Here is a 13,806-nt window from a genome sequence, read left to right as displayed (position 1 = left end):
ACGAGGATAAACATGCTGTATTCTGTCGTATTAACTTTAATTTGCCTTCTCGCTTTGGTTCTCGGGATACGCAATATAGGAAAATTTCCCGTAAATTTAGAAGAGATCCGCGCAGAGATCGAGGCTTCGTTCGCTACCCCTTTTAGCGGAAAGTCTTGGATCTGGTTCTTATTCCTAATCAGCTTTTTCCTTTTACCTTTTTTTTGGGGCCTAACCTTCTTCCTTAAATCGGACGCAAATGTGTTGGTTATCATTTTAGGATTATTTTGGATCTATTTTTGGAGCAGAACACTCATTCTGTTTCGATAGGCGAGATTTCCCGAATACGTGCAAAAAAGTAGTTTGCATTCAAGCTTTTCAGAAATTTCGTGTTTATAGCCCTATTTATTTGGAGAACGAAAGTTCATGAAGATCATCGTTTTAGTGAAACAGGTGCCTGACACCGAAACGAATATCAAAGTCGGGGACAAGTCCATCAATGAAGCCGGAATAAAATGGATTATCTCTCCGTACGACGAATTCGCAATTGAAGAAGGACTTAGATTGCGCGAGAAAAATGGTGGAGAGGTTATTGCAGTCTCTCTAGGACCAGATCGCGTTCAAGAGTCTTTACGCCAAGCATACGCAATGGGAGCGGACCGTGCCGTTCAGATCAAAGTGGACAATTACGTTCCTTTCGACACCGTCTTAACCGCAGAACTGATCGCAAATTTCGCGAAAGCTGAAAATGCAGACATCATCATCGGCGGACGCCAATCTATCGATAGCGATAGTTCCCAAGTAGTGATCCAAGTCGCAGAAGGACTCGGAATCGCTCATATTTCTTTCGCAGTTAGTTTAGAGATCAGCGGAACTTCCGTAAAAGCTACTAAAGAGGTAGAAGGTGGAACCCAAGTTGTGGAAACCAGCCTGCCTGTAGCGATTACTGCTCAAAAAGGATTAAACGAACCTCGTTATCCTAACTTGAAAGGTTTGATGGCTGCTAAGAAGAAGCCTATCGAAACCAAAACGCCAGCAGATTTAGGAAATCCTGCAAGCAAGATTGAAGTAGTGGGCCTGGAGCCGCCTCCACCTCGTATTCCTGGTCGCAAGTTAGAAGCGGCTGATGCGAAAGGTTACGCTGAACAATTAGTAAAAGCTCTTCGCGAAGAAGCTAAGGTTATCTAAGGAGAACACCCGTGAGCAACGTTTTAATCGTAGGCGAACTCAAAGACGGAGAACTCAAGAAGATCTCCAGAGAAATCACTTCCGCCGGCCGCAAAATTGCGGACGCACTCGGAGGAAAAGTTACCGCTCTTCTCATTGGATCCGGAGTTGAAAAATTCGCAGGAGACCTGGGAGCAGTCGGAGCAGACAGCATAGTTACTGTAAATGCAGGAGACTTCAACGCGGAAACTTGGGCGAATTTAGTAGCCGGAGTTATTAAGGATAAAAATCCTTCCGTAGTTCTAGTTCCTCACACTTCTCAAGGAAAAGATTATTCTCCAAGAGTAGCTGTAAAAGTAGGAGCAGGGATCGTAGCGGACGCAGTAGGTCTTTCTGTAGACGGCGGAAAAGTAGTAGCTAAGAAGCCAATCTACTCCGGAAAAGCATACGGTAATTTCAAAGTTACCAGCCCAATCGCTATTTTCACTGTTCGTCCAAACTCTCAAGAAGTAGTACAAAAAGCTGGAGCAGGAGCTGCTGAAGCTGCAAGTCCATCCGCAGGAGACGCGAAAGTTAAAATCGTTTCTTCCGATCTAAGCGGCGGGAACAAAGTTCAATTGGCAGAAGCTTCCATCATCGTATCTGGCGGACGCGGAATTAAAGGACCTGAAAACTGGCCTGTTCTCCAAGGTTTGGCGGACGTTTTAGGCGCAGCTTTAGGAGCTTCTCGTGCAGCGGTCGATGCAGGTTGGATTTCTCATAGCCATCAAGTGGGTCAAACTGGTAAAACCGTTTCCCCGAACTGCTATATCGCATGCGGAATTTCCGGAGCGATCCAGCACTTGGCCGGAATGGGCTCTTCCAAGTATATCGTGGCGATTAACAAGGACGGAGACGCTCCGATCTTCAAAGTGGCAACCTACGGAGTTGTAGGAGATCTTTTCGAAGTCGTGCCGGCTCTGACCGACGAGTTTAAAAAAGTACTTGGATAATTTCGTCTAATGAAGCCATAGTAGGAACGATTATGGCTTCATCCAAGGGTATATTATCCTTTTTGGGTGCCGCAGCTCTACTGGTCTGCGGCACTTCTATTTTATCCGATCCTGGCAAGGAAAGGTTAAGCGGCGTCATCGGAAAGATGGCCGAAATTTCTAGTTTTCGGGCGAGTATTACGATTAATAACGAACTCACCGGAACTCTCTCTTATCAAAGACCAAATCATATACATGTAAAATTTTCCGACGGAAGGGTTATTGCCTCCAACGGAAGATATCTTTGGTTTTATTCCCCTTCCAGAGGAATTGTAGGAAAACAAGACGTAAAAGGTATGACCGGTGGAATGGCCGGCCTACTCTCCGGATACGAAGAAGTGACTCCAGTGGGAGGTTCACTTCGACTAAAATCCGCAACTAGGACTTACGAAGAGATCGTAGTTACTTTAGGTCCGGATAACACTCCTCGTTCTCTCAGAATGAAGAGCAGATCCACTGGAGAATATACCTCCGTAAGTTTTTCCGGAGTCCAAACCGGTATCGGTTTACCTGCGTCTCTCTTCAATTTCGGAGCACCTGCAAACGCGCAAATTGTGGAGAACCCGCTTAACGAGAGGGAATAAGTTTGTCTACTTCTCGCACAGACGCCCATAAGGTCTTCGCAGACCTCTATCGAAAGACACGTTCTCCGGAACACCAACAGAAGATAGACGAAGTCATACAAAAATCGAATGATATATTCATTCGTATCGACTTGATGAAAAAAGTCGACGAAGAGTTCGAACAAAAGAAGAAAGAAGAATCAGGCAAAAGACCGGAAGAAGAGGACAAGTCCTCAAAAGCATCTCAATCTTCCTCTTCTTCCAAAACAGCGCCTAAGCCTGTTAAGAAACAACCTGACGCTGGACCAGGTTTAGGATTTCTAGCTAACCTTTTCGGTGGAAATGCGAATATTACAAAATTTGCAAAAGACACTGGAACAGTGGAAGTAGGCTTCTTAGGAAGAAATTCCAAGATCGCTCCATCCGTCGAAAGATTATTTAAAGCATTAAAAGAAGACCAGATCATCTCCACATTACAGGCCCTAAGACTTGCAGAAAGTCAAGGCTGGAGGCATTGGAGACCCTTAGTTTATAATGTGGTCTTAAATTTTAACAAATTCTTTAATAATTTCATCTCATTAGATTCACTCTTTATCGATGAAATTTCTCCGGAGATCTTCTTGAATAGATCTTTGAAGATGCAGATGTATTATGCGCGACATCTTTCCAGAAGCGACGCCAGAGATATTATTCTAGGCCACGTTCCGGAGTTAGTGAAGAAGGACGAAAAATTATCCGTAAAACTTCCTTCCATCATCTCCGGATTAAATTACGGATTAAATCTGGAAAACGGAAGGCCTAAACTTACAGATGCGATCCGCGCATTCTATGTTGTCTCCAACAAAAAAGTAATTAGCTGGGAAGAAATATTAGATTCTTTGAATGTTCCTCCGATAAATGAGACCAAATTCCAAGGATCTCCCGACATCACCAAAGAAGTAGAAACAACATTGATCAAACTATCGGATGATATTTTGACCAGAATGAATAAGAAAGAAGAATTACACGGCCTAAGACAACGTTATTTCAAAATAGACGATAACGGAAAGATCTCTTTCGACTTCTTGAACGGGGTTGTGGACGATTATTTCGCTCATCATATGCCGGAAAATATGAACTCTGCCGCGTTCAAGTCCTCTTACAAAGGAATGCCTCATAAACTGATCCATATCCTTCTCCGCGACTTTCAATCTTGTTACACTCCTCTTTTAGAAGGGACAGTCAAGATAGGGACCAAAAACCATAATAGAGATGTATTGGTAACTCAACCCGGCTTATTCAAAGCTGAGATAGAAGAGATCAATAATCTTCTCAGACAATTGGATGCATTCAATAAGAAGTATCCTAGCTTCCAGTATACATTCTCCAATTTTAACCAAAACACTTCAGGTGGCTCGGTTGAAGATCAGATCACGGTAAATCTATTAAGATTACTTTCAGAAGCTTCTGCCTTCATGGGAAAATTCGCAGAGAAGATCAACGTATTGGTCGAAAACCATTTATTGGCAAAGGATTACGAAGCCAAAGGGCAGTTGAACGAAAGAGTTTTAGCTTCCAAAGAAAAAGTGTTAGAAGAAGTGAAAGTCCTTCATAGATTTCTTCCATATTATGATTCTACGATGGTTTCCGGAAACCGTTTGAATAGTAAAACTTTAGAATATGTTTTTGTGGATATGGCCCAGTTACTATTTAACTATGCGGTCATCTATAAAGACAAGTTTACAGTAAACAAACTGACCGCTCACAGAAAGTTGGATGCAGAACTTAGTGCTTTAAAAGCAGAATATGAACGTCTTTCCGGAAAAACTTTCGACGATCCACAAAACCGATTCGCTTCCTCGGAGGAACAATGAGGATATTGACCGGAGTACAGCCTTCTGGTAAATTACATTTAGGAAATTACTTCTCCGTTATACGCAAGTTAGTCGATTACCAAAACAAGTCCGACCTATTCTGTTTCGTGGCGGATCTGCACGCATTAACCACTTTCAGTTCCGCAAAAAACCAAACAGAAAATACTTACGATGCCGTTTGCGATTTTTTAGCATTAGGGATCGATCCTGATAAATGTGCGTTCTGGATCCAATCAGAAGTTCCCGAAGTCACTGAACTTACTTGGTATCTAAGTATGTCTATCACTGTTCCTAAATTGGAATTGGCGCATTCTTACAAAGATAAGGTCGCAAAAGGGATCGTTCCAAGTGGAGGACTTTTCTTTTATCCTGTATTAATGGCAGCAGACATTCTCGCGTTTAATAGCGATAAGGTGCCTGTAGGAAAAGACCAAAAACAACATTTAGAATATGCAAGAGATATTGCGGAGAAGTTCAACTCCCAGTACGGAGAGACCTTCAAACTTCCTGAACCTGAAATAGACGAAGAGACTGCGATCGTTCCAGGAGTGGACGGAGCGAAAATGTCAAAGTCTTACGGAAACACGATCAACTTTTTCGACGATGAGAAGAAATTAAAAAAATCCGTAATGGGAATCCTCACGGATTCTGCAGGAGTGGATGAGTCCAAGGATTATGAGAAAAGTATAATATACGCGATCCATTCTCTCTTCTTAAACGAATCCGAAAAAAAAGACCTTCAGTCCAGATTTACAAACCCAGGAACCGGTTATGGAGATCTCAAAAAAGCACTATTGGAAACTGTCTTAGAATATTTCGGACCTTATCGAAAAGAAAGAGAAAAGATCGCCGCAGATCCTGCTTATGTAAGATCCGTTATGAAAAAAGGATCAGACAAAGCAAGAGCAGCTTCTTCCCAAATCTTGGATAACGTAAGAGGAAAACTCGGGATCGGGATCTCAAAAGTTTCGGTTTAAATTTAGATCCCTATTCTCTAATCCAAATTTGTGTGCGGAATGAGAATTCCGTGAACTATTCCAATTTTCCAAAACAGGTATTCGTATGGGCGAATACTTGGAACAAAACTACCGGGACTGGATCCCCTCCTCCTTATTTTCCTATCTAATTCTCGGACTTCTATCTTCTTTATTCTTGGACGTCTTCTTTCCGGATCTGGTCTTAATTTGGACAGCAATACATTCAATTAACATAATATTTATCTCTCTTTTATTCTTCAGAAGAAAGATCTTATACTTTTCCTGGGGAGTGATCCTATTCTTTGTTTTGGCGATTTGCGGTTACACAAATAGATCAGCCCCATTTTTAAGAGAATCCAGTTTTTTGAAAAAGGAATTCTCCCACAAAATCAACCAGACCTTAGACAGAGCTAAGATAGAAGGAAGAGCCAGAGAAATTTCCTTAGGTTTAGTTTTAGGAGATGCAAAAGGTTTAGATAAAGAATTTAAGAAGAATGCAAGAGAAGGTGGAATTTTACATTTATTCGCTGCCTCCGGTCTACATCTGGGAATTTTAATAGGATGTATATTCACGGTACTAAAACGAATTCCTTTTTTAGGATATTCTATTCCGAGAATACTTCCTGCATTATTCGGACTTATTTACTTGGCTTGTCTAGGTTTTCCAATTTCACTTGCACGGGCTTGGATCTTTTCTGCCTGGATACTTTTACAATCTTTGTTTTTCCGAAAATCCAAACCTGCAGATATGCTACTCTCTTCGGCCGGATTGGTTTATCTTTGGGATCCTGTTCGTTCTTTTGGGGTTTCTTTTTTACTTTCTTTCGGTGCTGTTTCCGGTATTTTACTTTTACTTCCCTGTTTTCAAAAATGCCTGCCTCCAACCTCCGAAGATAAAACAATCTTAAGTAGATTTATCGGATTTTGGAGAGAAAACCTTTTAGTTTCATTGTCCGCTGGAATAGGGACTCTACCTTCTTTAATTTACTTTTTCGGAACTTATAGTTTCGGATCGCTCGGCTTAAATCTTATTTTAGTTCCAACCTGCGGACTCTTACTTCCTTTATTATATTTTTCTTTAGTATTAGAATCGATCCATCTCTCCTTACCTGCTAAACCAATCTGGCAAGTCGTTTTATTCCTTTTGGAAATTTTAGAAAGAACGACTCTCTATTGGGGAGAATCGGATTTGAATTGGGTTCGTTATTATAGAGGAAATACAAAGTTTTTCGGATTAGGAATTTGGTTTTTATTCTTAATCTTTTTATTTCTCTGGAAATTGCTCCCTTCTGACAAAGTAGAAAATTCCAAATTAGATCTTTCTAATTCTGCAAACAGGAAATCCCGTAGGGCAGCGCTACTTAAAAAGATCTGGCTTCCTGGATTTTGTATCTGCTGCGGTTTCCAATTCTTGCTAGCAAATTCTTCTATTTGGATTAGGCTTCCGGATGCTTTTTTTGGAGATCGATTTATATTTTATCTCCAAGAAAAGAACAGATTAGTACTCGCAGGAAAATGTAAGTATAGCTCCAAAATTCTGTATAAATCATTGGGAAAAGATCCGGAAAGATTCTGTGGAAATTCAACCACCCTTCAGATCTACATAGAACATGAATCTTGCTTGGCCTGGGTCTCGGAATGTTTGAAAAAAAATCAGAATCTATCTCTGCAATATGGAGGAAAAGAAAAACCGAAAATTTCAGGTTTTGAAAATTTGATCTCAGTTCCAAAGGCAGTAGAATTTTACCTACCAGAGCCGGGCCAAAAACTAATCCGATTCGAGGTTGGAAAAGATTCACTCTTTGCTTTAGCGAACCGGACAAAAAGCGGAGAAGGGATCATACTGATCCTTCCAAGATTCGGGATCAAAGAAGATCCAAGAGAATGGAATCGATTCAGAAAACAGCTTGGAATCGCTCCCGGTTGGAAGTTTATTGGAAGTGATGAGCTCCCCGGAATACCCGTTTTATAAACCAAATGTAATCCGGGAATTTCTGTCAGAAAGATCTTCTGCTCCGCTCAAAAAATGGGGCCAAAATTTTCTAATAGATCCAAACGCTGTAAAAACTTTGTTCTCCAGCGCAGAGCCCCAACTTCTACAAAAATCAGAACTGATCTTAGAGATTGGCCCCGGCCTTGGAGCACTTTCCCATATGCTCTATGGGCTTGGAAAAAAACTCAGATTATACGAGATCGATCCGGTATATTATAAATGGTTAAATGAGTTCTTACCCGGAACAGAAATCATTTTAGGAGATGCAAGGCAAACCTTATCGGAACAGGAAAATCGCTCATGCTTTTTATTCGGTAACCTACCTTATTATATCACTTCAGAACTCATACTTCTTTCTTTGGAGAAACTTCCGAATTTACAAGGCGCAGTTTTTTTAGTCCAAAAAGAATTCGCGCAAAGAATCACGAAAGAGATCTCTTCTCTTTCGATTTATGCTGGTGCTTACGGAAAATTCCAGAGCAAAAAGACGATCAAGGCTGGATGTTTTTATCCTTCTCCAAATGTGGATTCGAGTGTTCTTACATTTGTTTCAAACAAAAGATTTTCTAAAAAAGAATCCTACCAAGTTTTAGAAATTTTATGTAGGACCTTATTTTGGGGAAAAAGAAAGAAGATAGGTTCTTCTATTAAAGAAGCTCCATTGGATTCTTTTTATCCGAATGGTCTTCCTCTTCCAATCTCCGAAGAAAATTTAAGATCTAAATTGAAAGAATGTATAGAATTTGCAGGAATTTCCCTAGACAAAAGACCGGAAGAATTAAAAGCAGAAGATTTTTATAGAATTGTGGATTTTTTTTAGATCGATTAAAAAGAGCAGAGGAAAAGTCCCCCTGCTCTTCTCAAAAACTAACGATACCTTTCTCGGTCTCGTTGTTGTTGCATCCTTTTTTGCTCTTTGTGGATAGTTTTCCACTTCGCTTTTTGTTCTCTGAATTCGATTGAATTTGGAGCGCTTAAGTTCACAGTTCTTTCCAATTCTCTTTTGAGTTTCAAATAACTTTTAAATCTTTCTTCCGAAATTTTTCCCGACTCGATCGCAAGTTTTACTCCACAATCAGGTTCGCTAATGTGAGAACAATCTTGGAACCTACAATTAGAAGAGGCTTCGAAAATTTCAGGAAAGGTTTCTTCTAGTCCCGAGCCATCGGACCAAAGTTGGATCTCCCGCATACCTGGAGTATCCAAAATCCAAGAGCCGGAATCCAAATGGAACATCCATCTATTCGTAGTGGTATGCCTTCCTTTCGAATCCGATTCTCTGACTTCGTTTATGGATCTGATTTTTTCTCCGATCAATAAGTTAAGAAGAGAAGATTTACCTACTCCGGAAGATCCTATAAAAGCGGAAGTTGATCCGTCTTTCCAAAATGTTTCCAATTTTTCTAAACCTTCTTGTTTATGATTGGAAACGGAGAATACTTCCACGCCAGGACAAGATCTTTGAACGATAAGGATCTTTTCCTTTAGTTCATCTTCCCTGTCCGAATATAGATCTTTCTTGGTCAGTATGACTACAGGCGTCGCCTTACTTTCCCAGATCTGTATTAAGGTTCTTTCCAATCTTCTTGGTTGGAAATCTCCGTCCAAACCTTGTAGCAGAAAAATTCGATCCATGTTTGCACAAATCGGATCCGGTTTTAAAGTTTCTCCTTTGGTTTTTCGTACGAGTAAACTTCTCCTTGGAAGGACTTTGTGGATTAGATAGTCTTCTCCGCTTAATTTTGTGACGAGGACCCAATCTCCTGCGACAGGTAGATCCAAACTAGAATCCGCATTAAAACGAAGTGCACCCGTTAACGTTCCGGTACCTTCTTCTTTTTTACTTCCTAATTCGAGTCGAAACTCTTGTCCTTGTTCTCCGATAATCCTCGCAGGAATCGGATCAGAGATACCTAGGTCCTCTGAAATTTTGATAAATTCTTTTTCTCGATCCGCATCCCATACGGATAAATTCAAAGATGGTTTTTGATCCATTTATTTTGCCCAAACCTACATTATAGGTATGTTTCATGTAACTCCCTCGTGATGCGAGGGTCCTTTGAGGAAAAGGTTGTTAAACACAGGCAATCATATGCAAACTTAATCTTTAGACTTCCGGGTCCAATCGAAGTTGTAAAGTTTTTTTTGAGAAGAAAAGGATCAGCTAGAATATTTCTGGAAGGCTTTGTATTCTTCTATCACCTTCTTACCGAATTCTAGCCATTCCTCGTCTTTTTTAAAACTGAAATGTTGCAGAACTTCCCAGTGAATGGCCGCCGGATCCGCTTTTCCATCCAGACAGTCTATGATCCAATCGGATAAGTAGACCGCAAATACAACGTCTCTGGATTCTTTTTTGGCCATCAATGGTCTATGGTGATATTCCGCGGCGACCTTGATCGTATCCGAAAAATTCCATTTTTCGCAGATCATACCTCCCAAAGAAGTATGAGTGATCCCGAGCGCGGCTTCTTCCAATCCAAGGGTAGAAGGTAAAAGTTTTTTGCCGGAAATATCGGTTAACTTTTCGATCGTATCTCCTTCTAGAGAAAGTAAAAGTACAAGTCCTATATTATGAAGAAGTGCGGCACAAACCAGATTTGTAAGAAATGTTTTCTTCCATCCCATTCTTTCTCCAAGCCTTCTGCAAATATAAGCGGAGAGACTGGACATTTCCCAGATATGTTCGAACTCTTTATATCTTTCTTCCAGGATCTTTTTGGTCCCGAGACTCAGGAGAATATTATTTAATTCTGATAGACCGATCAACTTAATCGCATCTTCAAGTGTTTCGACCTTTCTTCCTTGTGCAAAAGAAGCTGAGTTCGCAAGTTTTAGAATATTGGTAGATAAAGAAACGTCTCTTCCGACTTGTTCAGTGATCTGTTGTATGGAAGAATCAGGCTTATTGATCAGACTCATGATCTGATTTAAATTTTCCGGGAATGTGGGGAGTTTATCTATTTCTGCGATGATCTCAACGGTACGTTGGTAGGAAACATTTCTATGTTTGAAGTCCAACGGAATTTTGATATAAGCGGAAGTGATCCCACCTTCTGCTTTTAACTTATAAGAATCAGCGGCAATCCCTTCGTTTTTTAACATCAAAAGGGACATGGCAAGTCCAAGACCTGCACCTTCGGAATCGTCTGCATGGTCCGCAAAAACTTCTCCTAGGTCGTTATACTCTTTACTCTTACCGATCCTATTCTCTACACGTTTTAATTCTTCCGGAATGATAGGAGCGTTATTAGAGACCCTCATCAAAAAACTAGTTCGATTGAAAGCAAGAGTGATCAAACAATGGAATTTGACTTTTTCCAACAAGGCAGCATATCGTTCCTTGTCCTTGATCATTTCTTTTTTGAAATTCGCCATCCCCCTCACGTAATCGTCGGGGTTGGAAATGTTTAGATTGTTTTCGGCAAAAAAGATACGTTTGGAATTTGCCTTAACGGCGTTCATCGCGCTTTCTCTTAAGATAGAAAAAACGGATTCTTTTAGGGAGATCGCATCCAAATAGACGAGGTACCTGTCCAAAAGAACGCTGAGTAGTTTATCCACACTTTTGTTCAAGGTGGTAAACCGGATGTAGAGAGGATTTAGCTTTTCAATGCGTTCGTTTACGTTTCGAACGCTCAGATAGTATCCTTCCTTTTCGAAATGGTACCAATTTATATTCATTTTCGCTCGGCGGAAGGGCCTGCTATATCCTACTGCTGAGCAGGTTTTGTCAACCCTAGATTAAATTCCCCGAATCCCTTAGGGCCTAAATCTCTTTGTGCCGAGTGCTCAACCATAGAGTGGATTTTAAAATTACGATCCATGCTCCTACTTGGACGAATGAATAAGGTCCATAGAAATTTTTAGGATCTGCCTTCCCCAAAAAAAGCGCAAAAGAATGATAAAAAACAGTCCCGACCTGGGGAAGCACCCAGTAGATCGCTTTTAGAACGAACTTTTTGAAATCGCTCGCTTCCGCTGACATATCGATATTTTGGTTATAGGCTACAAAATCCAAAATGCAGCTGAAAAGTATGAGACCAAGAGAACTTACGATCGCAAGAGACTGGTTCGAAAACAGAGTCACCAAAAGAACCAATAGAACAAAAAACGAATACACTAACATCATGGTCCCTTGATACCAAAGGAACTCCCAAGGAATTTCCAAAGAGAACCAAGAGCTGATCCCGAACGCCAGGAGTACAAAAAGAACTACACATATCAGTAACGTTAGCCCCTTACTTCCCACGTACGCGAACGGATCCACTGGACGACTCAACCAAAGAGTATGGACCTGAGAGTCCATGTCTTGACGGAGAAGATCGGAAGTCAGGATCACCAGAAAGACCAAACTCCAAAAAGAAGTCAGGATAAAATACATATAAGAAGAAACACCGTGACTAGTCTCTCCTCCTACAGAAGTAGTACAGGTCCATTCTCCCAATAAAAAAAAGCCAAGCAGAGAAAAATAAAAGAATATTGCCTTACGCCGAAGCACTTGGACAAACGTTAGCCGAAGCAGTGTCCCAATTTGGCGAAACGCAGAGGAGATAAAAAATTTGAAATCGGCTTGAGAGCTCAATTTGATCCTCCATTTTCGGAACCTTCAGTAAGTCTAAAAAATACATCTTCTAAAGATTCGGTCTTTCTTTCGTAGAGGAAAATTTCCGCACCCTTCTCCACTAAGATAGCAGGAAGTTTTTTTAGATCTACTTCGGGCTTAGGGCGTATTTCCCAGGTTTTTCCGTCCTTCTTATTTTCCAAAGAGATCTCTTCCAAATACGATTCGGGCGCAGATTCCAAACGAATACGTATCCTGTCCTTGCCTTGTTTTAATTCGTCTAGTTTGCCCTGAGCCATTAGATTTCCTTTATGAAGGATACCAATCTCGGTACAGATCTGTTCTACTTCTAACAAACGATGAGAGTTGATCAGAATAGTGACTCCTCTCTTTTGATTCTCTTCTAAGATTAATTCTCTGAATTCTTTATAACCCGCAGGGTCCAAGCCGGTTCCAGGCTCATCTAAAAGCAAAAGTTCAGGTTCAGCACCCAGCGCGTTTGCAAGACCCAATCTTTGGAGCATACCTTTGGAATAAGTGGAAATTTTTCGATCGGCCGCTTCTGCTAATCCCAACTTTTCTAAAAACTCGTTACTTTTCTTTTTTGCAATAGCAGAAGATAGTAATGCTAATTTAAAACTTGCTTCTAAAAATTCTCTCCCACTCAAATAAGTAGGGACGGCCATTCTTTCCGGAAGATAACCTATCTTAGTTCTGGCAAGAGGAGAAGGTTCCAAACCCAAAACCTTGCAGCTACCTTCGGTCTGTTTGGAAAATCCGAGTAGGATACGGACCAAAGTAGTTTTACCGGCTCCGTTTTGACCAAGTAGACCGAAAATCCCACCTTGCGGAATTTTTAGATCAATCCCTTGTAATGCTTTTACTTTCGGATAAAATTTGCGTAGGTGCTCTATTTCAATTGCAAATTGAGGCATTCAAAAATCCTTAGACCAAGTGCCGGAGACGATAGTTCCATTGCTTCTCGAAGCAATCCTTTTTATTAGAACGCGTACGCACAATTCTACATTTATTCTATGAAGATTATCATAGCCAGACATGGGGAAGCCGATCCCCATTCAGAAGACGGCAAAGATTCCTCCAGAGTACTCACTCCAAAGGGAATCACAGATATAGAAAAGATGGCCCGGTTCTTTCAAACCGGATTTAAGATCAAAAAGATCTATCACAGTCCTTACGTTCGCACAAAAGCCACCGCTGAAATTTATTCCAAGATCTTAAAGCCTGAGTTGGAAACCGAATCCGCGGAGTATCTTCTTCCTGGAGAAGACTATTTTAGGATCTGTCCTCTTCTTAAAGATAATTCTAATTCGGATGCGATCCTTTTAGTGGGTCATAGTCCTGATGTAAGCGTATTTGCAGAAACTCTTCTGGGAATTTCAGGAGTAGGGAAATCTTTTCTATTCACTCCTGGTTCCGCACTTGCAGTGAATATTCCTCGCGAAAAATTCCAAGGGGGACAGATCATATGGTTTGTATCTCCCGACTTTCTTTGTTGATCTTTCATGCTTACTTAAGCTGCGGCCCTGTTTTTTAAAAACCAGTTTACATAGGGATCAATCCTAAAAAATCATACACCTGAGGACCGGGGTGTAGCGCAGTGGTAGCGCACTTCTCTGGGGGGGAAGGGGTCGCTGGTTCAAGTCCAGTCACTCCGAAAG

At 41.0% G+C, this 13,806-nt stretch carries 13 protein-coding genes and 1 tRNA gene; 10 read left to right on the top strand and 4 right to left on the bottom strand.

Translation table 11 applies throughout. The features are described from left to right. Positions 1-12: 12 nt before the first annotated feature. The 8 genes from CH352_RS16755 to rsmA all read left to right on the top strand — a co-directional run bounded on the left by CH352_RS16755 (position 13) and on the right by rsmA (position 8,383). Complete coding sequence (locus CH352_RS16755; protein ID WP_100705187.1) at positions 13-309, top strand: LIC10362 family protein; 297 nt, start codon at positions 13-15, stop codon at positions 307-309. Between the two features lie 96 nt (positions 310-405). Next, positions 406-1,167 (top strand): electron transfer flavoprotein subunit beta/FixA family protein, encoded by a 762-nt coding sequence (locus CH352_RS16750; RefSeq protein ID WP_020769329.1) that lies wholly within the window; start codon positions 406-408, stop codon positions 1,165-1,167. A gap of 11 nt (positions 1,168-1,178) precedes the next feature. Further along, entirely contained in the window at positions 1,179-2,138 is a 960-nt protein-coding gene (locus CH352_RS16745; protein ID WP_100705186.1) for an electron transfer flavoprotein subunit alpha/FixB family protein, read from the top strand. A gap of 32 nt (positions 2,139-2,170) precedes the next feature. Next, positions 2,171-2,761: a LolA family protein gene (locus tag CH352_RS16740; protein ID WP_100705185.1), complete on the top strand. Its 591-nt coding sequence runs from the start codon at positions 2,171-2,173 to the stop codon at positions 2,759-2,761. Between the two features lie 2 nt (positions 2,762-2,763). Then, positions 2,764-4,593 carry a hypothetical protein gene (locus CH352_RS16735; RefSeq protein WP_100705184.1) on the top strand — a complete coding sequence of 610 codons (1,830 nt, stop codon included), beginning with the start codon at positions 2,764-2,766 and terminating at the stop codon, positions 4,591-4,593. Continuing rightward, the gene (gene trpS / locus CH352_RS16730; protein ID WP_100705183.1) at positions 4,590-5,570 is read left to right on the top strand and encodes a tryptophan--tRNA ligase; all 981 of its coding nucleotides are present in this window, start codon (positions 4,590-4,592) and stop codon (positions 5,568-5,570) included. The genes CH352_RS16735 and trpS overlap by 4 nt, the downstream gene beginning before the upstream one ends. 85 nt (positions 5,571-5,655) lie before the next feature. Continuing rightward, on the top strand, positions 5,656-7,542 hold the full coding sequence (locus CH352_RS16725) for a ComEC/Rec2 family competence protein (protein ID WP_100705182.1): 1,887 nt from the start codon (positions 5,656-5,658) through the stop codon (positions 7,540-7,542). Next, complete coding sequence (gene rsmA / locus CH352_RS16720; RefSeq protein ID WP_165780133.1) at positions 7,514-8,383, top strand: 16S rRNA (adenine(1518)-N(6)/adenine(1519)-N(6))-dimethyltransferase RsmA; 870 nt, start codon at positions 7,514-7,516, stop codon at positions 8,381-8,383. Before CH352_RS16725 ends, rsmA begins: the two co-directional genes overlap by 29 nt. Before the next feature lie 47 nt (positions 8,384-8,430). Here the strand turns inward: rsmA and rsgA are convergent, their stop codons facing one another. The 4 genes from rsgA to CH352_RS16700 form a co-directional block, all read right to left on the bottom strand. Then, positions 8,431-9,558, bottom strand: coding sequence for a ribosome small subunit-dependent GTPase A (gene rsgA / locus CH352_RS16715; protein ID WP_100705180.1), 1,128 nt, complete (start codon positions 9,556-9,558; stop codon positions 8,431-8,433). Between the two features lie 165 nt (positions 9,559-9,723). Continuing rightward, on the bottom strand, positions 9,724-11,247 hold the full coding sequence (locus CH352_RS16710) for an HDOD domain-containing protein (RefSeq protein ID WP_100705179.1): 1,524 nt from the start codon (positions 11,245-11,247) through the stop codon (positions 9,724-9,726). Between the two features lie 85 nt (positions 11,248-11,332). Continuing rightward, complete coding sequence (locus CH352_RS16705) at positions 11,333-12,064, bottom strand: ABC transporter permease (RefSeq protein WP_243396199.1); 732 nt, start codon at positions 12,062-12,064, stop codon at positions 11,333-11,335. Positions 12,065-12,144: 80 nt separating this feature from the next. Next, positions 12,145-13,062: an ABC transporter ATP-binding protein gene (locus CH352_RS16700; protein WP_100705177.1), complete on the bottom strand. Its 918-nt coding sequence runs from the start codon at positions 13,060-13,062 to the stop codon at positions 12,145-12,147. Positions 13,063-13,161: 99 nt separating this feature from the next. On the opposite strand from CH352_RS16700, the gene sixA reads away from it, so the two are divergent. After that, positions 13,162-13,644, top strand: coding sequence for a phosphohistidine phosphatase SixA (sixA, locus tag CH352_RS16695; RefSeq protein WP_100705176.1), 483 nt, complete (start codon positions 13,162-13,164; stop codon positions 13,642-13,644). A gap of 87 nt (positions 13,645-13,731) precedes the next feature. Next, positions 13,732-13,803 (top strand) — tRNA-Pro (locus CH352_RS16690). Positions 13,804-13,806: the final 3 nt, after the last annotated feature.

The sequence above is a fragment of the Leptospira hartskeerlii genome, from assembly GCF_002811475.1.
GTDB classification, from domain to species: Bacteria; Spirochaetota; Leptospiria; order Leptospirales; family Leptospiraceae; genus Leptospira_B; species Leptospira_B hartskeerlii.
This window is presented reverse-complemented; position numbering and strand designations above follow the sequence as displayed.